General features: G+C 67.6%; 20 protein-coding genes. 10 read left to right on the forward strand and 10 right to left on the reverse strand.

What is annotated here, in order from left to right:
- Window positions 1-2 precede the first annotated feature (2 nt).
- From HWY37_RS08315 to nirB, 5 genes are all read right to left on the reverse strand, one after another.
- Window positions 3-1,262 (reverse strand): nitrate- and nitrite sensing domain-containing protein, encoded by a 1,260-nt coding sequence (locus tag HWY37_RS08315; RefSeq protein WP_175205892.1) that lies wholly within the window; start codon window positions 1,260-1,262, stop codon window positions 3-5.
- A gap of 155 nt (window positions 1,263-1,417) precedes the next feature.
- Entirely contained in the window at window positions 1,418-3,166 is a 1,749-nt protein-coding gene (locus HWY37_RS08320; protein WP_175205893.1) for a bifunctional protein-serine/threonine kinase/phosphatase, read from the reverse strand.
- Between the two features lie 12 nt (window positions 3,167-3,178).
- On the reverse strand, window positions 3,179-3,991 hold the full coding sequence (locus HWY37_RS08325; protein WP_176088337.1) for a formate/nitrite transporter family protein: 813 nt from the start codon (window positions 3,989-3,991) through the stop codon (window positions 3,179-3,181).
- A gap of 44 nt (window positions 3,992-4,035) precedes the next feature.
- Window positions 4,036-4,386, reverse strand: coding sequence for a nitrite reductase small subunit NirD (gene nirD / locus HWY37_RS08330; protein ID WP_175205895.1), 351 nt, complete (start codon window positions 4,384-4,386; stop codon window positions 4,036-4,038).
- Window positions 4,386-6,935, reverse strand: a complete 2,550-nt coding sequence (gene nirB / locus HWY37_RS08335; protein ID WP_176088338.1) for a nitrite reductase large subunit NirB — start codon at window positions 6,933-6,935, stop codon at window positions 4,386-4,388. Before nirB ends, nirD begins: the two co-directional genes overlap by 1 nt.
- A gap of 445 nt (window positions 6,936-7,380) precedes the next feature.
- On the opposite strand from nirB, the gene HWY37_RS08340 reads away from it, so the two are divergent.
- The 6 genes from HWY37_RS08340 to HWY37_RS08365 all read left to right on the forward strand — a co-directional run bounded on the left by HWY37_RS08340 (window position 7,381) and on the right by HWY37_RS08365 (window position 12,461).
- The gene (locus tag HWY37_RS08340) at window positions 7,381-8,280 is read left to right on the forward strand and encodes a LysR family transcriptional regulator (protein WP_175205897.1); all 900 of its coding nucleotides are present in this window, start codon (window positions 7,381-7,383) and stop codon (window positions 8,278-8,280) included.
- 106 nt (window positions 8,281-8,386) lie between these two features.
- Window positions 8,387-9,295: a transporter substrate-binding domain-containing protein gene (locus HWY37_RS08345; RefSeq protein ID WP_175205898.1), complete on the forward strand. Its 909-nt coding sequence runs from the start codon at window positions 8,387-8,389 to the stop codon at window positions 9,293-9,295.
- Window positions 9,296-9,378: 83 nt separating this feature from the next.
- Entirely contained in the window at window positions 9,379-10,134 is a 756-nt protein-coding gene (locus HWY37_RS08350; RefSeq protein WP_176088339.1) for an amino acid ABC transporter permease, read from the forward strand.
- Window positions 10,131-10,814 carry an amino acid ABC transporter permease gene (locus HWY37_RS08355; RefSeq protein ID WP_175205900.1) on the forward strand — a complete coding sequence of 228 codons (684 nt, stop codon included), beginning with the start codon at window positions 10,131-10,133 and terminating at the stop codon, window positions 10,812-10,814. Before HWY37_RS08350 ends, HWY37_RS08355 begins: the two co-directional genes overlap by 4 nt.
- A 33-nt stretch (window positions 10,815-10,847) precedes the next feature.
- Window positions 10,848-11,576: an amino acid ABC transporter ATP-binding protein gene (locus tag HWY37_RS08360; protein ID WP_175205901.1), complete on the forward strand. Its 729-nt coding sequence runs from the start codon at window positions 10,848-10,850 to the stop codon at window positions 11,574-11,576.
- A 24-nt stretch (window positions 11,577-11,600) separates the two neighbouring features.
- The gene (locus tag HWY37_RS08365) at window positions 11,601-12,461 is read left to right on the forward strand and encodes a D-amino acid aminotransferase (RefSeq protein WP_175205902.1); all 861 of its coding nucleotides are present in this window, start codon (window positions 11,601-11,603) and stop codon (window positions 12,459-12,461) included.
- A gap of 54 nt (window positions 12,462-12,515) precedes the next feature.
- Here HWY37_RS08365 and HWY37_RS08370 read toward each other — a convergent pair whose 3' ends face one another.
- Complete coding sequence (locus HWY37_RS08370; protein ID WP_175205903.1) at window positions 12,516-13,403, reverse strand: LysR family transcriptional regulator; 888 nt, start codon at window positions 13,401-13,403, stop codon at window positions 12,516-12,518.
- Between the two features lie 216 nt (window positions 13,404-13,619).
- Here HWY37_RS08370 and HWY37_RS08375 point away from each other — a divergent pair, with 216 nt between their 5' ends.
- The gene (locus tag HWY37_RS08375; RefSeq protein WP_176088340.1) at window positions 13,620-15,236 is read left to right on the forward strand and encodes a GMC family oxidoreductase; all 1,617 of its coding nucleotides are present in this window, start codon (window positions 13,620-13,622) and stop codon (window positions 15,234-15,236) included.
- 68 nt (window positions 15,237-15,304) lie between these two features.
- On the opposite strand, the gene cfa is transcribed toward HWY37_RS08375, so the two are convergent.
- Complete coding sequence (gene cfa / locus HWY37_RS08380; RefSeq protein WP_176088341.1) at window positions 15,305-16,486, reverse strand: cyclopropane fatty acyl phospholipid synthase; 1,182 nt, start codon at window positions 16,484-16,486, stop codon at window positions 15,305-15,307.
- A 285-nt stretch (window positions 16,487-16,771) separates the two neighbouring features.
- Between cfa and HWY37_RS08385 the strand changes: the two genes are divergently transcribed.
- From HWY37_RS08385 to greB, 3 genes are all read left to right on the forward strand, one after another.
- The gene (locus tag HWY37_RS08385) at window positions 16,772-17,707 is read left to right on the forward strand and encodes an alpha/beta fold hydrolase (protein WP_176088342.1); all 936 of its coding nucleotides are present in this window, start codon (window positions 16,772-16,774) and stop codon (window positions 17,705-17,707) included.
- Between the two features lie 66 nt (window positions 17,708-17,773).
- Window positions 17,774-18,619, forward strand: coding sequence for a 3',5'-nucleoside bisphosphate phosphatase (locus HWY37_RS08390; protein ID WP_175205907.1), 846 nt, complete (start codon window positions 17,774-17,776; stop codon window positions 18,617-18,619).
- Between the two features lie 71 nt (window positions 18,620-18,690).
- Window positions 18,691-19,242 (forward strand): transcription elongation factor GreB, encoded by a 552-nt coding sequence (gene greB, locus HWY37_RS08395; RefSeq protein ID WP_175205908.1) that lies wholly within the window; start codon window positions 18,691-18,693, stop codon window positions 19,240-19,242.
- Between the two features lie 252 nt (window positions 19,243-19,494).
- Here the strand turns inward: greB and HWY37_RS08400 are convergent, their stop codons facing one another.
- The 3 genes from HWY37_RS08400 to HWY37_RS08410 form a co-directional block, all read right to left on the reverse strand.
- On the reverse strand, window positions 19,495-20,523 hold the full coding sequence (locus HWY37_RS08400) for a DctP family TRAP transporter solute-binding subunit (protein ID WP_175205909.1): 1,029 nt from the start codon (window positions 20,521-20,523) through the stop codon (window positions 19,495-19,497).
- 81 nt (window positions 20,524-20,604) lie between these two features.
- Window positions 20,605-21,903, reverse strand: a complete 1,299-nt coding sequence (locus HWY37_RS08405; protein WP_175205910.1) for a TRAP transporter large permease — start codon at window positions 21,901-21,903, stop codon at window positions 20,605-20,607.
- Entirely contained in the window at window positions 21,900-22,448 is a 549-nt protein-coding gene (locus tag HWY37_RS08410) for a TRAP transporter small permease (protein WP_175205911.1), read from the reverse strand. Before HWY37_RS08410 ends, HWY37_RS08405 begins: the two co-directional genes overlap by 4 nt.
- Window positions 22,449-22,708 lie beyond the last annotated feature (260 nt).

Raw genomic sequence — 22,708 nt, forward strand, 5'->3', positions numbered from 1 at the left:
GCTCAAGCGGCGGCCTGCTCGATGATCTGCCGCGCCACGTCGGACAAGGACAGTCCGGCCTCCATGGCGGCGCGCTGCAGGCGTTCATGCGCCGCCTGCTCCGTCAGCCCGTGGCGGCTGATCAGGATCAGCTTGGCGCGGTCGACGCGCCTGGCTTCATCCAGCGCGCCGCGCGCGGCGGCCAGGGCCTCATCGGCGCGCTGCATGCGCAGCGCCTGTTCGCGCATCATGTCGAGGATGGAGCGTTCGAGCTCATCGCCCGCGCCGTCCGCCGGAGGCTGGTCCACGACGCGTCCCTGCACGCTGTACACCATGCTGGGCAGGCGGCCGCTGGCATGCTCGGCATGGCGGCTCAGCAACAGGCGGCGGTCGTGCAGTTCCTGGCGGGCATCGGCGATGCGCTGCGCGCAAGCCTGCGCCAGCGCCTGGGCCAGCAGGCTTTCCAGGCCGCGCATGGCGTCGATGCGGGCGGTGCACAGCTGGAACCAGATCTCGGCCAGCCCCGCATCCAGCGGCTGGCCGGCAGACGTGCGTTGCGCCATCGCGCGCATGCGCCGCATTTCCTCGGCTTGCTGCTGGATCTGCTGCCAGGCTTGCCGCGCCGCGGGTTCCGCGTACTGGGCGAAGATGCCGAAGCTGCGCTCCTGGCTGGCGGCCAAGCCCAACATGCGTACCTTCTGCGCGTCGGTGAAGCTGCCGGCGGTGTAGCCCATGACGCCGCAGGCGCGTTCCTGGCCGCTCAGTTCCTTGCCTTGCATGAAATTCAGCAGTGCCACCAGGTGGCGGGTGACGTCCGGGTCCAGCGCGGCGTCCGCCGCTTCGAAGACCACGGCGAGCAGGCTGCCGATGGCCTGGGTGAAGCGCGCGTCGGCGTCGGCCGCCGGCACGCGCAGGTCTCGCACCTGCCGCCGCAGCCCGGCCAGTTCATCAAGCCGGAACAGGGAATGGGCGATGCTGTTGAGCAGCCGGGCGCGGGCGCGGCCGGCTGCGGGATCGGCCGCCAGCCCGTCCAGCATCCGCCGGACCTCGGCTTCGAGCGTCAGGGCCTCGTGGCTCAAGTCTGCCAGCGCGGGCCGCATGCGCGCGTCGCCGCTGCAAAGGCAGAGATTGGAGTAGCCGCGCTCCTTCTGCAGCGCGTGCGCCAGTGCGCCGATGCGCACGACCAGGTCGCAGCTGCGCGCCAGGGTTTCCAGGTCCTGGAGTTCGCTGCGCCGCGCGGCGAGCAGGAAACGCAGCGGCGGCGGCATGTGGCGTTCGGTCATGGGATCGGTTCTCGGCGGGACAGGGTTCAGGCGCTGCGGCGCAGGTCGGCGTCATGCAAGCCTGCGGGCGCGCGCATCCGGCGGGCTCGCGGACAATGTTCCAGGACCCGCGCCGATCAACCATACGGCAGGGTCCGTGGTGTGCGTCCTTGTGTTCATGGATAGAGGGCCACCGCTGCAAGCGCGATGGCGAGGATCAGGCTCAAGCCCTTCCAGAAGGCCAGGGGGTTGCGGTCCAGCAGCGGCAGCCGTTCGCCGCCATGGAAGCTGTCTTCGGGATGGCGCAGCGCGTGAGTGAATTCGGACAATTCGGACGTGCGCGAGCGCGGGTCGGGGTGTAGAGCCCGGCTGAGCACGCCGTCGATCCAGGCGGGGTATTCGCTGTCGGGCTCCCGTACCGGCGCGTAGCGCAGGCGCAGCTGCGCGGCGCGGCTGCGGGCGCGGGCCGCGTCGGGCCCATAGGGCAGGCGGCCGGACAGCATCTGGTAGAGCATCGCGGCCAGCGAATAGAGGTCGGAGCGCGGCGTGCCGGGTTCGCCCAGGAAGTACTCGGGCGCCGCGTACTGGGCGGTGCCCAGCATGGGCTGGGCGCCACCGCCGTCCAGCGCCATTTCCTCGATGCCGGCGGCCTTGGCCGAGCCCAGGTCGATGATCCTGGCGGCGCCGTCCGCGGCTATCAGGATGTTGTCGGGCCGCAGGTCCTGGTGCACCAGCTCCAGCCGGTGCAGGGCCTGCAGGCCGCGCGCGATCTGTTCGACCAGCGCGATGGCGGATGTCAGCGCAGGCCTGGGGTTGGCCGCCATCCATTGCGTCAGGGTCTGGCCTTCGAGGTACTCGCTGACGGTGTACAGATAGCGGCGTGGGCCCTTGCGGGGCCAGGCGCGCAGCACGTGGCGGCTGGCGATGCGGCGCGCGATCCATTCCTCGGTCAACAGGCGCTCCAGATAGGCCGGATCGTGCCGCAGGTCCAGCGAGGGGATCTTGATGACGGCCTGTCCGCCGTCCGCCAGGTCGCGCGCCAGGTAGACATGGCTGCGGCTGCTGGCATGCAGTTCGTCCAGGATGAGAAAGCCCTCGAACTCCTGGCCAGCGGCCAGCAGCGGAGGACAGGGCAGGTCCAGGCCGTAGCGGCCCAGTTCGCTGGCCAGGCGGCCGGGCAGGGCGTCGATGCGCACGATCTGCACGGTGAGGTTGTCGGCGCTGCCGCGCGCGTAGGCCAATGCCGCCAGCGCGCGCGCCGCCGCGTCGAGTTCGGCGGGATGCGCCGCCACGGCGTCGGCGATGTCCTGCGGGCCGATGTGCTCGTGGACGCCGTCGGTTGTCAGCAGGAAGACATCGCCTTGCTCCAGGGGCTGGGTGTGATAGTCGATCTCCAGACGGGGCGCGAGGCCCAGGGCGCGACTCAGGCAGCTCTTGCCGCGCGCGACCCAGACGCGGTGGTCCTCGGTCAGCTGCTCCACGGCGCCTTGGCGCAGGCGGTAGATGCGGGCGTCGCCCACGTGCAGGATGTGCGCCGTGGCGGACTTCAGCACCATGACCGTCATGGCGCACAAATAGCCGTGGTCCCGGTCCGGATCCTGGCGCCGGCGGGTCTGGGCGTGCAGCCAGGCGTTGGCCGCGCCCAGCACCTTCTGCGCCGACTTCTTCACCGACCAGGTTTCCGGCGTGCAGTAATAATCTTCCAGGAAGCTTGCGACCGCGGTTTCGCTGGCGATGCGGCTGACGTCGCTGCTGCTGATGCCGTCGGCCAGCGCGACCGCGATGCCCTTGGCGCCCAGCATGGGCTCGCCCGGCAGGCACAGGCCGTGGAAGTCCTGGTTGACGGACTTCCTGCCGGCCTCGCTATGCTGGCCCACCGCGACCTGCAGGCAGGCCGCGCGCTCGTCGCGGAAGTGGCGCTCCATGGCGGGCGGATCTCAGTTGAAGCTGCGCTTGGGCGCGGTCTTCATGTGCGTGGTGTAGAGCGTCAGGCCGGTCAGCGACAGTCCGCCGATCAGGTTGCCCAGCACCACCGGGATCTCGTTCCAGATCATGTAGTCCATGATCGAGAAGTTGCCGCCCAGTATCAGCGCGGACGGGAACAGGAACATGTTCACGACCGAATGCTCGAAGCCCATCGCGAAGAACAGCATGATGGGCATCCACATGGCGATCACTTTGCCGCTGACGGTGGTGGAGATCATGGCGCCGACCACGCCCAGCGATACCATCCAGTTGCACAGCACGCCGCGTACGAAGATCGTCAGCATGCCGCCCGCGCCGTATTCCTTGTAGCCCAGGGTCCGGTTCTCGCCGATGTGCGAGATGACTTCGCCGACTTTGCTGGGCGGAGTCGAGAAGCCGTAGGTGAACACGATGGCCATCAGGAAGGCCACCGTCAGCGCGCCGAGGAAGTTGCCCACGAACACCACGCCCCAGTGCCGCAGCACGCCCTTGAGCGTGACGCCGGGGCGCCGGTCCATCAGCGCCAGCGGGGTCAGCACGAATACGCCCGTCAGCAGGTCGAAGCCCATCAGGTAAAGAATGCAGAAGCCCACGGGAAAAAGCGCGGCGCCCAGGATGGGCGATCCGGTCTGCACGGAAACGGTGACGGCGAACACGGCGGCCAGCGCCAGGATGGCCCCGGCCATGTAGGCGCGGATGAGCGCGTCACGGGTGGCCATGTAGATCTTGGATTCGCCGGCATCCACCATCTTGGTGACGAATTCGGCAGGGACGATGTAGGACATGATGACTTCCTGGGTCGGGAGGGATCGGGGGCGGGGAGGGGACCTCAGCGGATCTCCACCGCGTCGGCATTGAGCCGCGCGCGCCATGCGCGCAGCCGCTGGTCGGGGTATTGCACGCAGGTCCCGTCGGATAGGCGGAAGTGCTGCTTGTAGAGCGGCGAGGCGACCACCAGCTCGCCGCCCAGGTGGCCGACGATGCCGCGGCCGATGACGTTGGCGCCGGAGCGCGGGTCGCGGTTGTCGACGGCGTATACCTCGCCGCCCGCGGCCCGAGGCACGTAGAAAAGCGCGATCTGCTGGCCGTCGACCAGCACCACCACGCCGGAATTGGGCACCAGGTCCTCGCGGCGGCAGACGGGCCGCCAGGCCTGCGGTTCATGGGCTCGGGCGTTCATCAGGCGATCTCCTCGGCGATGGGGATTACGCGCGCGGGCGCGGGCCGCGGCTGGCCCCGTTCCTGCACGAACTGGATGTCGGGGTCCGGGCGGCTGTCGTTCACAAAGGTGCGGAAACGTTTGAGCTTTTCCGGATCGTTCAGCGCGTTGGCCCATTCGCATTCGTAGCGGTCCACCACCAGCTGCATCTGCGCCTCCAGCTCGGCGCACAGGCCCAGGCTGTCCTCCAGCACCACCCGCTTCAGGTAGTCCAGCCCGCCTTCCAGCGATTCACGCCAGACAGAGGTGCGCTGCAGCTTGTCGGCGGTGCGGATGTAGAACATCAGCAGGCGGTCGATGATGCGGATGAGCGTGGCGTCGTCCAGGTCGGTGGCGAAGAGTTCGGCGTGGCGCGGGCGCATGCCGCCATTGCCGCAGACATACAGGTTCCAGCCCTTTTCGGTGGCGATCACGCCGATGTCCTTGCTTTGCGCCTCGGCGCATTCGCGCGTGCAGCCGGACACGGCGAACTTCAGCTTGTGCGGCGAACGCAGGCCCTTGTAGCGGTGCTCGATGTCCAGCGCCATCCGCACGCTGTCCTGCACGCCGTAGCGGCACCAGGTGCTGCCCACGCAGGACTTCACGGTGCGGGTCGACTTGCCGTAGGCATGGCCGGTCTCGAAGCCTGCCGCGATCAGCTCGCCCCAGATGTCCGGCAGCTCGTGCAGCTGCGCGCCGAACAGGTCGATGCGCTGGCCGCCCGTGATCTTGGTGTACAGCCCGTACTTCTTGGCGACGGCGCCGATGGCGATCAGTCCGTCGGGCGTGATCTCGCCGGCCGGGATGCGCGGCACGACCGAGTAGGTGCCGTTCTTCTGCATGTTCGCCATGAAGGTGTCATTGGTGTCCTGCAGCGGCACCAGGTGCGGATCCTGGATCGGGCGGTTCCAGCAGGACGCCAGGATGGAGCCGACGGCGGGCTTGCATATGTCGCAGCCCAGCTGGCCGCGGCCGTGGCTGGCCAGTAGTTGCTCGAAGGTCTCGATGCCGCCCACGCGCACGATGGCGTAGAGCTCCTGGCGGGTATAGGCGAAGTGCTCGCACAGGCTGCGGTCCACGGCCACGCCGCGCGCGGCCAGTTCGTGTTCCACCACCTGCTTGAGCAGGCTGGCGCAGCCGCCGCAGCCCGAGGTGGCCTTGGTGCAGCCCTTGACGCTTGCCAGGTCGGCGCAGCCGCCGTCGATGGCATCGCAGATAGCGCCCTTGCTCACGTTGTGGCAGGAACAGATGGTGGCCGTGGCGGGCAGCGACTCCACGCCCAACAGCGGCGCCGCCTGGCCCTGGGGCAGGATCAGGCTGGCCGGGTCGGCCGGCGGCGCGATGCCGTTCTGCACGTATTGCAGCAGCGTGTCGTAGCAGCTGTTGTCGCCGACCAGGACGGCGCCCAGCACCCGCTTGCCGTCGGCCGATACCACCAGGCGGCGATAGCCCGCGCCGGCCTCGTCGATATATCGGTAGCTGCGCGAGCCCGGCGTCGCGCCATGGGCGTCGCCGATGGAGCCCACGTCCACGCCCAATAGCTTGAGCTTGGTGGACATGTCGGCGCCAGCGAAGGCTTGCGCCGGTTCGCCGCAAAGCGCCGCCGCCACGGTGCGCGCCATCTGGTAGCCCGGCGCCACCAGGCCGAACACGCTGCCGTTCCACGCCGCGCATTCGCCAATGGCATAGATGTCTTCATCGCTGCTGCGGCAGTGATCGTCGATGGCCACCCCGCCGCGCTCCGCCAGCGTCAAGCCCGCCTTGCGCGCCAGCGCGACCTGCGGGCGGATGCCGGCCGAGAACACGATCAGGTCGGTTTCCAGGGGGGCGCCTTCGGCGAAACGCATGCGGTAGCGGTACTGCGTGCCGGGCCGGATGTCCTGTGTGGCGCGCGACAGGTGCACGCCCACGCCCAGCGCTTCGATGCGGGCCCGCAGCGCCGCGCCGCCTTCCTCGTCCAGCTGCACCGGCATCAGCCGGGGCGCGAATTCCACCACGTGCGCTTCCAGGTTCAGCGACTTCAGCGCATTGGCGGCTTCCAGGCCCAGCAGGCCGCCGCCGACGACCACGCCGCGGCGTGCGCCGCCGGCGGCGTCGCGGATCAGATCCAGGTCGTCCAGCGTGCGGTACACCAGGCGCGAGGCGCCTTCCGCGCCCGCGATCGGCGGCACGAAGGGGTAGGAGCCCGTCGCCAGGACCAGCTTGTCGTAGCGGTGGCGGCCCTGGGCCGTGACGATTTCGCGGCGATGCCGGTCTATTTCCAGCACCGCGGTGTGCAGGCGCAGGGTCACGCCTTCCTGCTCATACAGGGCGGCGTCGCCCAGCGCCATCGAGCCGGCGTCGCGGCCGTTCAGGTATTCGGACAGGTGCACCCGGTCGTAGGCGCGGCGGCTTTCCTCGCCGTACACATGGATGCGATAGCGCTGCAGCGCGCCGCGCGCGACCAGCTGCTCGACGCAATGGTGACCGACCATGCCGTTGCCGACGATGACGAGGTCCTGCAGGGTATCGGTAGGGGCCGATGCGTTCATGGGATATCCCCGGGCTTGGATCTTCAGGTTTCGGAAGGCGAAAGGCGCCCTGGACCTTGCGGTCGGGGCGCCTTTGCCGGTATCGCTCAAGTTGTCGTGCCGGCCTTGCGGCCCGCATGCCAGTCATCAAGCAAAGTCCATGCCAGGAATGCCGCTGGCGGCTGCTGCGGGCGGGAATGCCAGGGAACGCAAGGCGCGGAAGGGGGGAGACGATTGGGGGAAAGAAGGCGCGCGGTCGGCGGCGGGATGTGTCCATGCCTCAAGCTGGTGCATGGCGCTCCGCGGACTGCACCCGGTTGGAGCGGACAAGGCCGGCCCCAAGCCTGGAATGGGATGCATGGACCGGTCCGGCAGGCCGGGAAGGGCATTATGCAAACTATGCATACGCCGCTTCCGCCCGGTCCCTATACTGCCCCACACTCGGATTGAGGCTACGGCGGTTGCAATGGATCTACGTTGGTTCCAGGATTTCCTGACCCTGGCGGAATGCGGGCAGTTCACCACGGCTGCCGAGCTGCGCCATGTGTCGCAGTCGGCGTTCAGCCGGCGCATCCAGTCGCTGGAGACCTGGGCGGGCACGGCGCTGATCGACCGTAGCCGCTTCCCCTTGCGCCTGACGGCGGCCGGCGAGCAGTTCCGTTCCAATGCCGCCGAGATCGTGCGCAAGGTGGTCGACGCGCGCGGCGATGCCGGCGTAGCCAGCCATGAAGGCGCGGTCCTGCGGGTAGCGATGCCGCATTGCCTGGCGACCTCGCATTTCCCGGGCTGGTGTGCGCGCTGGAAGAGCGAGGGCGGCGTCGGCTCGCTGCGCCTGCATGTGGGCAATGTGCATGACTCGGTCGAGTGGCTGGCCGCTGGAGTCGTGGACCTGCTGGTGTGTTTCCGCCACGCGGCCGAAGACATACAGCTGGACCCGCAAGCCTATATGCGGACCGGCATGGCGCCCGACGGCCTGCGCCTGTACCGGCCCGCCGCCATGCCGGTGGACGAGGCGGCCCTGTACGCCAGCGATTCCGCGGCGCGCTATCCCTACGTGTCGTATGCCCAGGGCGCTTATTTCCGGCGCCTGGTCGAGCTGGCCTGCGGCGACCTGCTGCAACGCCCCGTGCTGGAGCGCGTCTGCGAAACCGATTTCGTCGACGGCGCCCGTGCGCTGGTCAGCGCCGGCGTCGGGCTGGCGTGGCTGCCGGAGTCCAGCGCCAAGGCAGGGCTGGACGCGGGCGAGATCGTGGCGGTCAAGGACCGCCGCAGCGCGATTCCGATGCAGATCTGCATGTATGCGCGCCGCCAGGGGCCGGCCCAGGAGCCGGTGGAGCGCGTGTTCAACCTCTATACCAAGCGCTGACCAGGCGCGGCCGCGACTTCCCCGCAACCCGGGGGGGAGGGCGGGCGCGCTCGGCGGCAGGTTCTCTGCAGCACCCCATAAATATATGAATCCAAAGGAGATAGGCATGGCACTTTGCATCAAGGCGTCGATCGCGGCATTGGCGGTAGCCGTGGCGGGCACCGCCGCGGCCCAGCAGCTCGACGGGACGCTGAAGAAGGTCGCCGATACCGGCTCGATCACGATCGGCCACCGCGAGACGTCAATTCCGTTTTCCTACTATGACGGCAAGCAGAAGCCCGTCGGCTACTCGATCGACATCTGCGAGCGCATCGTCAAGGCGGTGCAGACCCGCCTGAACCGCAGCGACATCCAGGTGAAGTACCTGCCCGTCACGTCCGCGACGCGCATTCCGCTGATGGGCAACGGCACCATCGACCTGGAATGCGCCTCCACCTCCAACACCCTGGACCGCCAGCAGCAGGTGGCTTTCTCGGTCACGACCTTCGTGACCGGCAATCGCTTCCTCAGCCAGAAGTCGTCCAAGCTGCGCAGCATCGACGACCTGAAGGGCAAGGTGGTGGCCTCGACCTCCGGGACCGCCAACATCCGCCAGATCAACGAGCTGAACGAGACGCGCGGACTGGGCATGAGGATCGTGCCTGTGAAGGAACATGCGGAAGGCTTCCTGATGGTCGAGACCGGCCGCGCCGCCGCATTCGTCATGGACGACATCCTGCTCTACGGCCTGATCGCCAACGCCAAGCAGCCCGACCGCTACGAGGTCTCCAGCGAGTCGCTGTCGATCGAACCCTACGCCATCATGCTGCGCCGCGACGATCCGCAGTTCAAGGCGCTGGTGGACGACACCATCAAGGCGCTCTATGCCAGCGGCGAGTTCGAGGCGCTGTACGACCGCTGGTACCGCAGCCCGCTGCCGCCCAAGGGCATCAACCTGAACGTGGCGATGAGCGATGCGCTCAAGCGCGTGGTGGCGAAGCCTACCGATTCGGGCGATCCCGCCGCCTACCGCTAGGACCCGTACCCGCCGCAATACGCCGCTGCGCGGTCCCCCTCGCGGGGACCGGGACCGCGCGCGGCCTGATCTTCGAGAAGAGCATGTCATATCAATGGAACTGGGGCGTGCTGTTCGCCCCATCGCCCGACGGCGGGCAAACCTATCTGCAGACGCTGCTGGACGGCCTGAGCGTGACCGTCAAGACGGCGGCGCTGGCCTGGCTGATCGCGCTGGCAATGGGCCTGGCGGTCGGGGTGGCGCGCACGCTGCCGTATCGCAAGGCGCGAGCCGCCGCAGCCGTCTATGTGGAAGTGTTCCGGAACATCCCGCTGATCGTGCAGATGTTCCTGTGGTACTTCGTCCTGCCGGAACTGCTGCCTGCGGCGGCCGGGGACTGGATCAAGCAGCTGCCCGACGCGTCCTTCTATACGGCTGCGCTGGCCATCGGCATGTACATGTCCGCGCGCATCGGCGAACAGCTGCGCGCAGGGATCGAGGCCTTGCCCAAGGGGCAGCGCAACGCGGGCCTGGCGCTGGGCCTGACCTTGCCGCAACTGTACCGGCACGTGCTGCTGCCCAACGCGCTGCGCACGGTCCTGCCCACCATGACCTCGGACTGCCTGAATACCATCAAGAACACCTCGGTGGCGCTGACGATAGGGTTGGCGGAGCTGACCGCCCAGGCCCATGCGATGCAGGAGTTTTCGTTCCAGGTGTTCGAGGCCTTTCTGACCGCCACCATGGCCTACCTGGCGCTCAACCTCATCGTGATCGTGGCGATGCGCGCGCTGGAATACAAGCTGCGCATTCCGGGCCGCGCCGCGGGCGGGCGCGTGGCGAAGGGAGGCCGGGCATGACGGATTTCGACCTGCAATCGATCATCGACGCGCTGCCGTACCTGATCCTGTCGGGCCTGCGCTTCACGCTGCTGCTGACTTTCACGTCGACCGTGGGCGGCCTGCTGCTGGGCACGGTGCTGGCCATGGCGCGGCTTTACGGCGGACGCCTGGCGGCGTGGCCCGCGACGATCTACGTGAACCTGTTCCGTTCCTTGCCGCTGGTGCTGGTGATCTTCCTGATCTATTTCATCCTGCCCTATGCGCTGCAATGGATCACCGGCTCCGAGCGGCCCATCGTGCTGGGCGCCATGGGTTCGGCGTTCATTACCTTCATCCTGTTCGAGGCTGCGTACTTCTCCGAGATCATCCGGGCGGGCGTGCGCAGCGTGGGGCCGGGCCAATACGCGGCAGGCAGCGCCCTGGGGCTGCGGCATGGCCAGGTGCTGCGCAAGGTGATCCTGCCGCAGGCCCTGCGCAACATGCTGCCGGTGTTGCTGACCCAAGTGATCGTCATCTTCCAGGAAACGGCGCTGGTCTATGTCCTGTCGCTGACGGATTTCCTGGGAGCGGCGACCAAGATCGCGCAGCGGGACAACCGCCTGGTCGAAATGTACGTGCTGGTCGCGCTGGTGTTTTTCGTGATCTCGTTCACCGCCTCGCGCGGCGTGCGGGCGCTGCGAGCCCGGATCGGGGCCTGAGCATTCAGGTATTTCCATGAGGAGTCTTCATTCATGATCGACATTCAACAGGTGGGCAAGCGCTACGGCGACCTGCCGGTACTCAAGCGCTGCTCGCTGCGCGTGCAGCGCGGCGAAGTGGTGGTGGTCTGCGGGCCGTCCGGGTCGGGAAAATCGACGCTGATCAAATGCGTGAACCGGCTGGAGCCCTTCGATGCCGGCCGCATCGTGGTCGACGGCACCGATGTCGGGGCGCCAGAAACGAACCTGCCGAAACTGCGCGCCCGCGTTGGCATGGTGTTCCAGCACTTCGAGCTGTTTCCTCATCTGACGGTGCTGCAGAACGTCTGCCTGGGGCAGGTCAACGTGCTGGGCCGCAGCCGCGCGCAGGCAGAGGAAAAGGCGGCGGCGCTGCTGGAGCGCGTCGGCGTGGCGGCGCATCGCGATAAGCATCCGGGCCAGCTCTCGGGTGGCCAGCAGCAGCGCGTCGCGATTGCGCGGGCGCTGGCCATGGACCCGGTGGTGATGCTGTTCGACGAGCCGACCTCGGCGCTCGACCCGGAAATGATCGGCGAAGTGCTGGATGTGATGACGGGGCTGGCGCGCGACGGCATGACCATGATGGTGGTCACGCACGAAATGGGTTTCGCGCGCCGCGTCGCCAACCGCGTCGTGTTCATGGAGTCCGGCGAGATCATCGACGACGCCAGCGCCGAGTCGTTCTTCGGCAACGCCGCTTCGGCGCGCTCGCAAGCTTTCCTGTCCCGCATCATCAGCCACTGATTTCCCTCACCCTCAGAAGCATCCATGTCCTCCATCTTCTATATCAACGGCAATCTCGTTCCGGCCGAACAGGCCGTCGTCCCGGCGCTGGACCGGGGATTTCTATTCGGCGACGGCGTCTACGAAGTGATCGCGGTGATCGACGGCCTGCTGCTGGAGTTCGAACGACATGCCGCCCGCCTGGCGCGCAGCCTGGCCGAGGTCGGCATCCGCAATCCCTTGCCGCGCGACGCGCTGCTGGAGCGCTGCCGCGAGCTGGTGCGGCGCAACGGCCTGCGCGAAGGCTCCGTCTACGTGCAGGTCACGCGCGGCGCGGACAACAAGCGCGATTTCGCCTTCCCGGCCGACGTCGAGCCCACAGTGATGATGTACACCAGCGAAAAATCGCTGCGCGTGAATCCGCTGGCGGAATCGGGCGTGCGAGTGGCGAGCGTGCCGGACATGCGCTGGCAGCGGCGCGACATCAAGAGCGTGTCGCTGATCGCCCAGGTCCTGGCCAAGCAGGCGGCGCAGGCCTCGGGGGCGTTTGAAGCGATGATGGTCGACGCCGACGGCGTGGTGACGGAAGGGGCGTCGTCCAGCGTGCTGCTGGTCGACGGGCAGGGACGGATCGTGGTGCGGCCCTTGTCGCGCGAGATCCTGCCGGGCTGCACGCGTGCCGCGGTGCTGGCGCTGGCCGGCAGGCGCGGAGTGGCCGTGGAAGAGCGCAAGTTCACGCTGGACGAGTGCCGCCAGGCTTCGGAACTGGTGCTGACCTCGGCGCTGCATTTCGTGCTGCCGGTGATCGAGCTGGACGGCCGTCCAGTGGGCACGGGACGGCCTGGGCAGGTCTGCCGGGAGTTGCGCCAGCTCTATATGGAGTACGCGCTCGCAACTGCGCTATAGCCAGCGCCGGCGCCGGCGCTGCGGGCGGCGAGCCGCGGGCGCCGCCGCTGGCGGCTATGCGAACGCCGCCTGCACGGCGGCGCAGGCCGCCGCCACCAGGGGATCGTCGCGCCGGGCCGCCTGCATGACGAAGGACAGCTCGGCCTGGATCGACAGTCCCTTGACCAGCACCAGGCCGTTGGCCTGGGATTCGCGCAGCGCGATGGAATCGCGCGCCAGCGACAGGCCGACTCCCGAACGCACCAGGTCCAGCATCGACGCCTCCTGGTCGACCTCGGCCACGGCGTTGGGCGCGATGCCCAGCGCCTCGAACTTGTCCGCCAGCAACCGGTGATGGACGGAATCCGGCGGCGTCCAGATCCAGGGCAGGGCCGCTATCGCGGTCCAATCCCGGCCGGCTACCTGCGCGCCCCAGCCCTTGGGGGCCACCACGCTATAGGCGAATGATGCCAGCGGCAGCGCCTCCAGCCCGGCGGCGCCCGGATCGCGCCCCTGCGGGCCGAGCGCGAATCCCACGTCCAGTTCGCCCGCGCGCACCTGCTTCACCACCCATCCGGACATGCCGTGGCGCAGGGTGGGGCGGATCTTGGGATAGTGCTCCACCAGGTATTGCAGGGTGGCGCCCAGGCGCAGAAATTCCGGGTCCAGTATGGTGCCGATGCGCAGGTCGCCCTGGACGGTATCGCGCAGCGCCGCGATGGCACGCTGGAAGTCGTCCAGCGCGTCCAGGATGCGCAGGGCCGGAGGCAGCAGCGCCCGGCCGTCGGCGTTGGGCGCCAGGCCCTGGGCCGTGCGCGTGAACAGCGTCAGGTCCAGCGACTCCTGGAAACTCTTCAATTGCAGGCTCAGCGCCGGCTGGGTCAGGTGCAGGTGCTCGGCTGCGCGCGTCAGATTGCCCTCGCGGGCCACGGCGGCGAAGGTGCGGATGTGCTTCAGGTCCATGGACGGTTCCGGGAGTGAATAGGCCGCGCCAGGCGCGGCGGACGGGGCGAGCATTATTTAAGTTGCTTATAAACCGTTTTTCAACAATTCATTGGACAGTTGCGGGCGTCTGCGCGAGAGTCACGCCATATGCCCGGCGCGTGGAAGCCTGTCGCTACCGGGTCGGCTCAATGCCGCCGGAGGCCCTTTGCCCCGGCAACCAGATAAGAAGAGCTTATGGAGACATACGACTACATCATCGTGGGCGCGGGCTCGGCCGGCTGCGTGCTGGCCAACCGCCTGAGCCGCGATCCCGCCGCGCAGGTGCTGCTGCTGGAGGCAGGCGGGCGCGACAACTATCACTGGATCCATATCCCGGTCGGGTACCTGCACTGCATCGGCAATCCGCGAACGGACTGGATGTACCGCACCGTCGCCGAGCCGGGGCTGGGCGGACGCTCGCTGATCTATCCGCGCGGCCGGGTGCTGGGCGGCTGCTCGTCGATCAACGGCATGATCTATATGCGCGGCCAGCGCCAGGACTACGAGGATTGGGCCGCGCTGTCGGGCGATCCGGCCTGGGGCTGGGACCAGGTGCTGCCGGTGTTCAAGCGCAGCGAGGACTATCACCGCGGCGCCGATGAATTCCATGGCGCGGGCGGCGAGTGGCGCGTGGAATCGCAGCGCCTGCGCTGGGACATCCTGGAGGCCTTTGCCGGCGCGGCGGAACAGGAGGGCATTCCGCGCGTGCAGGATTTCAACCGCGGCGACAACTTTGGCTGTGGCTACTTCGAGGTCAACCAGCGCGGCGGCTGGCGCTGGAATACCTCCAAGGCGTTCCTGCGGCCGGTGCAAAAACGTCCCAACCTGCATGTGATGACGGGCGCGCAAGCCGAGCAGCTGGTGTTCGAAGGCAAGCGCTGCGTCGGCGTGCAGCTGCGCCGCGGCGGACAGAGCGTGACGTTGCGCGCGCGCCGCGAAGTGGTGCTGGCGGCGGGCGCGGTGAACACGCCGCATCTGCTGGAACTCTCCGGCGTGGGCGAGCCGGCGCGCCTGCGCGAGAGCGGTATCGCCTTGCGCCACGCCTTGCCGGGCGTGGGCGAGAACCTGCAGGATCATTTGCAGCTGCGCGTCATCCTCCAAGTCCAGGGCGTGAAGACGCTGAACCGCATCGCTTCCACCTGGTGGGGCAAGGCGGGCATCGGCCTGGAATACCTGCTCAAACGCAGCGGCCCGATGAGCATGGCGCCGTCGCAGCTGGGCGCGTTCGCCAAGTCCGATCCTGGGCAGGCGCGGGCCAACGTCGAGTTCCATGTGCAGCCCTTGTCGCTAGGGGCTTTCGGCGAGCCATTGCATGGCTTTGACGCGTTTACCGCCAGCGTCTGCAATCTGCGGCCCACCTCGCGGGGCAGCGTACACGCGCAGGGGCCGCAAGGCGCGCCGGTCATTTCCCCCAACTACCTGAGCACCGACGCAGACCTGCGCGTGGCGGCCGATTCCATCCGGCTGGTGCGGCGGATCGCGGCGGCGCCGGCCTTGCAGCGCTACCAGCCGCAGGAATGGCTGCCGGGCCCGGCATTCCAGACGGACGCCGAGCTGCGGGAAGCGGCGGGCAAGATCGGCACCACCATCTTCCATCCGGTGGGCACGTGCGCCATGGGGCGCGACGCCGACGGCGGCGCGGTGGTGGATGCGCGGCTGCGCGTCCTCGGCCTGGAGGGCCTGCGCATCGCCGATGCCTCGGTGATGCCGCTGATCACGTCGGGCAATACCAACTCGCCGACCATCATGATCGCGGAACGGGCCGCGGACATGATCCGCGAGGACGCCGGGGGCGGCTCAGCCGCCCGCTGATCTAGCGCCTGGACTCCCCAAAAAGAAAGCCGCCCTCGGGCGGCTTTCCTGTCATGGCGCCAGCGGGTTCAACGCAGCGAGCGGTACATGTCCTGGCGTTGCGGATGGGTCAGCATCACTTGCCAGAGCTGGCCTTCGCGCGAGCGGAAGAAGCCGGCGCAGCACATCAGGTAGTACTTCCACATGCGGTAGAAGCGCGTGCCGTAGCGCGGCTCCAGTTCGGGCCAGGCGCGTTCGAAGTTGTCCCACCAGGCCATCAGCGTGCGGTCGTAGTCGGCGCCGAAGTTATGCCAGTCTTCGATGATGAAGCGGCCTTCCACGGCGGTGGCGATCTCGCGCGCGGAGGGCAGCTTGCCGTTGGGGAAGACGTAGCGGTCGATCCAGGGATCGGTGCTCTGGCTGGTGGAGGCGATGCCGATGGTGTGCAGCAGGAACACGCCGTCCGGCGCCATCAGGCGCTGCACGTTGCTGAAGTAGGTGTCGTAGTTCTTGGGGCCGACGTGCTCGAACATGCCCACCGACACCACCTTGTCGAAGCTGCCCTGCAGGTCGCGGTAGTCCTGCAGCAGCAGTTGCACCGGCAGGCCCTTGACCCGTTCCTGCGCCAGCGCCAGCTGCTCCTTGGAGACGGTCACGCCGGTGACCTTGACGCCATAGCGTTCGGCGGCAAAGCGCGCCAGCCCGCCCCAGCCGCAGCCGATATCCAGCAGCGTCTCGCCTTCGCGCAGCTGCAATTTGCGGCAGATCATCTCCAGCTTGGCCAGCTGCGCCTCTTCCAGCGTCTTGGCGTTTTCCCAGTAGGCGCAGGAGTAGATCATGCGGCTGTCCAGCATGGCCTCGAACACGTCGTTGCCGGCATCGTAGTGCTGCTCGCCGACTTCGAACGCGCGGTTCTTGGATTGCAGGTTGAACAGCTTGTGGCGCAGGTGCTCGGCGATCAGCTTGACGCGGGCCAGGCCCAGCGCCGCCGATCCCATGTCCGCGCGCAGCAGGCGGGTGAACAGTTCATCCAGCTGCTCGCAGTCCCATTCGCCGTCCATGTAGGATTCGCCCAGGCCCAGTGACCAGCTGGCGAAGACGCGATCGTACATATGCTTGTCATGAACCTGAATGTCCCAGGGGCGGGTGCCGTTGATGCGGACATCGGCCCGGGCCAGGATGTCCTGGAGCACTTTGGGAGGTTCGGGGGGAGGGGAACTGAGGGGGGGATGGCTGGTGGCCAGCGGCGAGGAAGGACTGCTTTGCTGCATACGGACTCCATATCAATTTTGGGATGACTGATCTGGCAATGCTTGAAACTTCCGACTCTGATCCTAACAGGTCCGCAACTCCAATTTAATGATTGGATCGCCCCGATAGGCAATGGCAATTCCGCGGCGGGCGCGGCGATTCGGATGCAAGGATCGTAGCGACGACCGGGCCGATAGTCCAGAACCGCGCGGTCCGGATGTTGCGGCGGCGCAGCCCGCAGTCCGATAAGATACCGGCCTGACACGCCTTTTGCAGTGGCGTGCAATGACTCGTGGAGTGTATCGATGGTGGACGCCAGCCTGGAACCCCGTTTGGAATTCGTCACCTGCGCCAGCCCGGCCGGCCTGCACCGCATGGCCTATTGGGAATGGGGCGATCCGGCCAATGACCAGGTACTGGTGTGCGTGCACGGCCTGACCCGCAGCGGCCGCGATTTCGATACGCTGGCGCGGCGCCTGGCCGGGCGCTACCGCGTTGTGTGCCCGGACGTGGTGGGGCGCGGCCGTTCCGACTGGCTGGCCAATCCGGCGTTCTACACGGTGCCGCAGTACGTGTCCGACATGGTGACCCTGCTGGCCCGGCTCAAGCCGGCGCGGCTGGCGTGGGTGGGCACGTCCATGGGCGGGCTGATCGGCCTGGCGCTGCCGGGTGCCGCCGTCTTTGCCCGCGCCATGCTGGCCATGCGTCCGCATGCGGGCATGCTGCCGCCGGAGCAGGGCTTCCATCTGGACAAGCTGGTGCTCAACGACGTGGGGCCGCGCCTGGAAACCGGCGCGCTGGCGCGCATCGGCCAGTACGTGGGCGATCCCGGCGAATTCGCGAGCTTCGAAGAGGCGGTGGCCGCCATGCGCGCCAACTCCACGACCTTCGGCCCGCATACCGATGCGCAATGGGCGGAACTGGCGCGCTACCTCTATCCCGAGCAGGGCGGCAAATGGGTCAAGCACTACGACTTGGCGCTGTCCCAGGCCCTGGCCGCGCAGACCCCGGAAGAGCTGGCCGCGGGCGAACAGATCCTGTGGCGGTCCTATGACGTCGTGGAGTGCCCGGTGCTGATCGTGCGAGGCGAGGAATCAGATCTGCTGACCCGCGCCACCGTCGAGGAAATGCTCAAGCGCAATCCGCGCGCGCAGGCGCACGAGGTGCGCGGCGTGGGCCATGCGCCCACGCTGATGTCGGCCGAGCAGGTGGATCCGGTCGCTGCATTCCTGTTGGCCTGAGCGCGCCGGCAAACCGGGGACGGCTCGGCGCTATCCATGCCGCCGGGCCTTCTCTACAATAGCTGGATGAACGCGCGCACCCTGAACATCGATCTGCATTGCCATTCCACCGTTTCGGACGGCGCGCTTGCGCCCCGCGACGTGGCGCAGCGCGCGCATGCCAACGGCGTGGACGTCTGGGCGCTGACCGACCACGACGAAGTCGGCGGCCTGGCCGAAGCGGCCCGCGCCGCGCGCGACCTGGACATGGACTTCGCCACCGGCGTCGAGATCTCGGTGACCTGGGCGGGCGTGACGGTGCACATCGTGGGCCTGCGCTTCGACCCCGAGAATGCCGCGCTGGTCGAAGGCCTGCGCAAGACCCGCTCCGGCCGCGCCGAACGCGCCAAGCGCATCGGCGAACGCCTGGCGGAAATGGGCATGCCCGGCGCCTACGAAGGCGCGCTGCCGTTCGCGGGCAACCCCGAACTCATCAGCCGCACGCACTTCGCGCGCTATCTGGTCGAAGCCGGCTACTGCCCCGACGTGCAGACCGTGTTCACCAAGCACCTGGGCGACGACCGCCCCGGCCACGTGCCCATGCAATGGGCCACGCTGGCCGAAGCCGTGGGCTGGATCCGCGGCGCCGGCGGCATCGCGGTCATCGCGCATCCGGGCCGCTACAAGTACACGCCGCTGCAATTCGCGGCGCTGTTCGACGAATTCCTGCAGCTGGGCGGCCTGGGCATCGAAGTGACCACGGGCAGCCATACCTCCGAAGAGGCCCGCTATTATGCGGATGTGGCGCGCCGCTACGGATTCCTGGCGTCGCGCGGTTCGGACTTCCATAGCCCGAACGAAAGCCGGGTGGATCTGGGCCGCTTGCCGGCCTTGCCGTCCGACCTTAAACCGGTCTGGCACGACTGGTTCTGACGCGGGCGGCGGCCAGGCCGCCTTGCCCTTCAAGCTATCGACTGTGACCGCGCCCTGACGGCGCAACCGCCATGAACAAAGCCTTTGTCAAAGAGTCGGACAACGAGGACGACGACGATCTGCCGCAAGCCCAGGCCCTGCCCGCGGGCACCAAGAACTACATGACGCCCGGCGGCTACGAGCGCCTGCGCGGCGAGCTCACGCACCTGATGAACGTGGAGCGCCCCTCCGTCGTGCAGGTGGTGTCGTGGGCGGCGTCCAACGGCGACCGTTCCGAGAACGGCGACTATCTCTACGGCAAGAAGCGCCTGCGCGAGATCGACCGCCGCATGCGCTTCCTGACCAAGCGCCTGGACATCGCCGAAGTGGTCGATCCCGCGGCTCAGCCTAACCGCGACCAGGTTTTCTTCGGCGCCACGGTGCTGTACTCGGACAAGGCCGGCCAGGAACACAATGTGACCATCGTCGGCGTCGACGAGGCGGAGCCGCTGGCGGGCAAGATCAGCTGGATCTCGCCGGTGGCGCGCGCCCTGATCAAGGCCAAGGAAGGCGATACCGTGGTGCTGCGCACGCCCGGCGGCATCGAGGAGCTGGACATCCTGGAAGTCAGTTATCCGGCCTAGTTGCACGGCTGGCGGACGCTGGCACGGGCGCTGCGATGCAGCCAGAGAAACGGGCGGGGGCCATGGCGCTGCGACGCAGCCAGAAAAACGAGCGGGGCCAATGCCATTGCGGCACGGCAAAGAAAACGGGCGCCAGCTTGTGGCCGGCGCCCGTTGGTGGGCGGGATCTGACGTCCCTGCCTCGGTTGGCGGCTTGCGCCGCCGTTCCCCTGGGGCTTGCTGCTTGTTCTTGCGGGCTCAGTTCTTGCGCATTTACTTCTTGCGATTGGCGATCGACTTTTCAGCCAGGTTCACCAGGTCTTCGCCGATCTGCTTCTTCCACTTGTCGTAGACCGGCTTGGTGACCTTGACGAAGGCCTCGTGGTCCGCCTGCGACAGCGAGGTCACGGTCACGCCGTGGCCTTCGATCTCCTTCAGCAGCGACGGATCTTCAGGCGTCACGCCCTTGCGCGCGATCACGATCTGCTGCTTGCCGGCGTCCAGCGCGGCCTGGCGCACGATGTCGCGGTCCTTCTCGGACCAGGAATTCCAGACCTCGCGGTTGACCACGAAGATCAGCGGATCGGCCACGTAGTTCCACAGCGTCAGGTACTTCTGGCCCACGGTGTAGAGCTTGGAGCCGGTGTAGATCGACAGCGGGTTCTCCTGGCCATCGACCGCGCCGCTGGCCAGCGCCGGCTGGGCATCGGCCCAGCTCATCTGCGTGGGGTTGGCGCCCAGCGCGGTGAAGGTGTCGATGTACAGCGGCGAGCCGACCACGCGCAGCTTCAGGCCCTTCATGTCTTCGGGCTTCTTGATCTCGTGCTTGGAGTTGCTGAGCTGGCGGTAGCCGTTCTCGCCCCAGGCCAGCGGCACCACGCCGGCCTTCTCGATGAGCTTGAACATCTCCTTGCCCACGTCGCCCTGTACCAGCGAATCGATGGCGGCGTAGTCGGGCATCAGGAAGGGCAGGGAGAACAGGTTCAGCTGCTTGACCTGCGGCGACCAGTTGATGGTGGAGCCGACGGCCATGTCGATCACGCCCTGGCGGATGGCGGTGAACTCGCGCGTCTGGTCGCCCTGGACCAGCGAGGTGCCGGGATAGACCTTGATGTTGATGCGGCCCTGGGTGCGCTCGCGCACCAGGTTCGACCAGATTTCAGCGCCCTGGCCCCAAGGGAAGGTGGTCCCGACCACGATGGAGAGTTTGTACTCGGGCTTGTAGTTCTGCGCATGCGCGGGCGCCATGCCGACGACGGCCGCCGCGCACAGGGCGGCTCCGATCAGGTTGCGGATTTTCATGTTGCGTCTCCTCTCTTTGCGTGTCTGTTGTTGTAGTAAGCACCGGAACAACAGGCCTTGGGGTCGCCCCGTCAGGCCCTTTCAATAACCCAGCTTGTGCGGCAGCCACAGCGCCAACTGCGGGAACACCAGCACCGCGACCAGCACCAGGAACATCGCGCCCAGCAGCCACACCACCCAACGCACGGTGGATTCCATGGGCACGCGCGCGATGCGGCAGGACACCATCAGGTTGACGGCCAGGGGCGGGGTGAACTGGCCCAGCGCCACCTTCAAGGTAAGGATCACGCCGAACCACACAGGATCCCAGCCGTAGGCGTTGGCGATGGGCATGAGCAGCGGCACGAAGATCAGGAAGATGGAGATGCCGTCCAGGAACATGCCCACGGTCATCAGCAGCAGGATCAGCAGCGCCAGCACGCCCCATTCGCCCAGCCCCGAATTGACGATGGCGTGGGTGATGGGATCGATCACGCTAAGCGTGGACAGGGCCCAGGCGAAGATGCCGGCCAGCGTCACCACCAGCATGATGACGGCGGACAGCTCGGCGGCTTCGCGCAGGATGGTGTACAGGTCGCGCAGCTTGATGGTGCGGTGGATGAACATGCCCACGAACAGGCCGTAGAACACGGCTACCACGGCGGCCTCGGTGGGCGTGAACCAGCCCATGCGCATGCCGCCCAGGATCAGCACCGGCGCGGCCAGGCCCCAGGAGGCTTCGCGCAGGCTGGCCCAGAAGGGCGGGCGGGGCAGGTGGGCTTCCAGCGCGCCCATCTTGTATTTGCGCGACAGCCACACTGCGGGAATGATGAGGGCGAAGCCGGCCAGGATGCCCGGAATCATGCCGGCGGCGAACAGGGCCGGCACCGAGGCGCCAGGCACCAGCACCGAGTAGATGATGAAGGCCACCGACGGCGGGATCAGGATGTCCGTGGCCGCGCCGGCCGCCACCACGGCGGCCGAGAACGAGCCCGGATAGCCGGCGCGCGACATGGCGGTGATCATCACCGCGCCCACTGCGGCCGCACAGGCCGGGCCGGAGCCGGAGATGCCGCCCAGGAACATGGCCACCGCGATCGACACCAGCGGCAGCATGCCCGGGCCGCGGCCGACGATGGCGATGGCGAAGTCCACCAGCCGCTTGGCCACGCCCGAGCGGTCGAAGATCGAGCCGACCAGCACGAACATGGGAATGGCCAGCAGCGGGTACTTGGCCAGGCCGGCGTAGAAGTTCTGCGGCACGGTCAACAGGCCATACCAGGGCGTGTCCAGGTTGGACAGCACGATGGCCACGGTCCCGCCCAGGCCCAGGGCCACGCCGACCGGCACGCCGATCAGCATCAGGACAATGAAGACGATGAAGAGAATGGCGGCGATCATTGCGGCGCCCGCCCGGCGGCGTCCGGTCCCTTGGCGATGCGGCGCAGGGTGCCGATGGTGCGTAGCGAAATCGCCGCGGCCATGACGGGCAGCCAGATCGAATACCACCAGGTCGGCACGCCGATGGCGGGGGAGGTTTCTTCGTAGATGTATTCGTCGGCCACCAGCTTGACCGACAGCACGGTCAGCAGCAGGAAGAAGGCCAGCACGCAGCCGTTGGAGATCAGCGCCATGATGCGCTGGCGGCGCGGCGAGCCCGAGTCCGCCAGGATCTCGATGCGGATGTGGTGGTTGCGCACGAAAGCCACGCTGCCGCCCGCCATGGTCAGCACGATCAGCAGGAACACCGAGATCTCTTCCGTCCAGGCGAATGACTGGTCGGTGAAGTAGCGCACCAGCACGTTCAGGAAGGTGATGATGGCCAGCGCCGCCAGCAGGATCACGGCCAGCCAGTCCTCGATGGCCAGCGGCACTTTGACTGCGGGATCTGATTCGGTGGGAATGATCGGTTCGACAGGCTCGGCGGGGGCTTCGGGGCGGGACATGTGAGGCGGCGGCCGGCGCGCGGGTAGGCGCCATGCATTAATGGGGGTCGCTGCATCCTACCGTCGCGCCGTGGGGCCGGAAGTTCGTGTTTTCCCGCGGTGCGGGATACGCGCAACATGCTGCGCCGCCGCATAAGAGTTGGGCTTGCGGCGCGGCTGGTGTTGGGAAAGGTTCGCAATGGCGGGAACTTGCCGCCGATGCTGCTATGCACCATCAAACCACGAGACGCCTGGAATTCTTTTGTAACAGTGGCTGAAAT

Source organism: Achromobacter anxifer (assembly GCF_903652925.1).
Taxonomy (GTDB): domain Bacteria; phylum Pseudomonadota; class Gammaproteobacteria; order Burkholderiales; family Burkholderiaceae_B; genus Achromobacter; species Achromobacter anxifer.

Bases quoted from the DNA above. Each gene is read 5' to 3' on its own strand.
- HWY37_RS08405 (WP_175205910.1), bottom strand. From the start codon at position 21,903: ATGATCGCCGCCATTCTCTTCATCGTCTTCATTGTCCTGATGCTGATC.
- HWY37_RS08315 (WP_175205892.1), bottom strand. From the start codon at position 1,262: ATGACCGAACGCCACATGCCGCCGCCGCTGCGTTTCCTGCTCGCCGCG.
- nirB (WP_176088338.1), bottom strand. From the start codon at position 6,935: ATGAACGCATCGGCCCCTACCGATACCCTGCAGGACCTCGTCATCGTC.
- HWY37_RS08400 (WP_175205909.1), bottom strand. From the start codon at position 20,523: ATGAAAATCCGCAACCTGATCGGAGCCGCCCTGTGCGCGGCGGCCGTC.
- HWY37_RS08355 (WP_175205900.1), top strand. From the start codon at position 10,131: ATGACGGATTTCGACCTGCAATCGATCATCGACGCGCTGCCGTACCTG.
- HWY37_RS08410 (WP_175205911.1), bottom strand. From the start codon at position 22,448: ATGTCCCGCCCCGAAGCCCCCGCCGAGCCTGTCGAACCGATCATTCCC.
- nirD (WP_175205895.1), bottom strand. From the start codon at position 4,386: ATGAACGCCCGAGCCCATGAACCGCAGGCCTGGCGGCCCGTCTGCCGC.
- HWY37_RS08370 (WP_175205903.1), bottom strand. From the start codon at position 13,403: ATGGACCTGAAGCACATCCGCACCTTCGCCGCCGTGGCCCGCGAGGGC.
- HWY37_RS08385 (WP_176088342.1), top strand. From the start codon at position 16,772: ATGGTGGACGCCAGCCTGGAACCCCGTTTGGAATTCGTCACCTGCGCC.
- HWY37_RS08390 (WP_175205907.1), top strand. From the start codon at position 17,774: ATGAACGCGCGCACCCTGAACATCGATCTGCATTGCCATTCCACCGTT.
- greB (WP_175205908.1), top strand. From the start codon at position 18,691: ATGAACAAAGCCTTTGTCAAAGAGTCGGACAACGAGGACGACGACGAT.
- cfa (WP_176088341.1), bottom strand. From the start codon at position 16,486: ATGCAGCAAAGCAGTCCTTCCTCGCCGCTGGCCACCAGCCATCCCCCC.
- HWY37_RS08375 (WP_176088340.1), top strand. From the start codon at position 13,620: ATGGAGACATACGACTACATCATCGTGGGCGCGGGCTCGGCCGGCTGC.
- HWY37_RS08320 (WP_175205893.1), bottom strand. From the start codon at position 3,166: ATGGAGCGCCACTTCCGCGACGAGCGCGCGGCCTGCCTGCAGGTCGCG.
- HWY37_RS08345 (WP_175205898.1), top strand. From the start codon at position 8,387: ATGGCACTTTGCATCAAGGCGTCGATCGCGGCATTGGCGGTAGCCGTG.
- HWY37_RS08340 (WP_175205897.1), top strand. From the start codon at position 7,381: ATGGATCTACGTTGGTTCCAGGATTTCCTGACCCTGGCGGAATGCGGG.
- HWY37_RS08350 (WP_176088339.1), top strand. From the start codon at position 9,379: ATGTCATATCAATGGAACTGGGGCGTGCTGTTCGCCCCATCGCCCGAC.
- HWY37_RS08360 (WP_175205901.1), top strand. From the start codon at position 10,848: ATGATCGACATTCAACAGGTGGGCAAGCGCTACGGCGACCTGCCGGTA.
- HWY37_RS08365 (WP_175205902.1), top strand. From the start codon at position 11,601: ATGTCCTCCATCTTCTATATCAACGGCAATCTCGTTCCGGCCGAACAG.
- HWY37_RS08325 (WP_176088337.1), bottom strand. From the start codon at position 3,991: ATGTCCTACATCGTCCCTGCCGAATTCGTCACCAAGATGGTGGATGCC.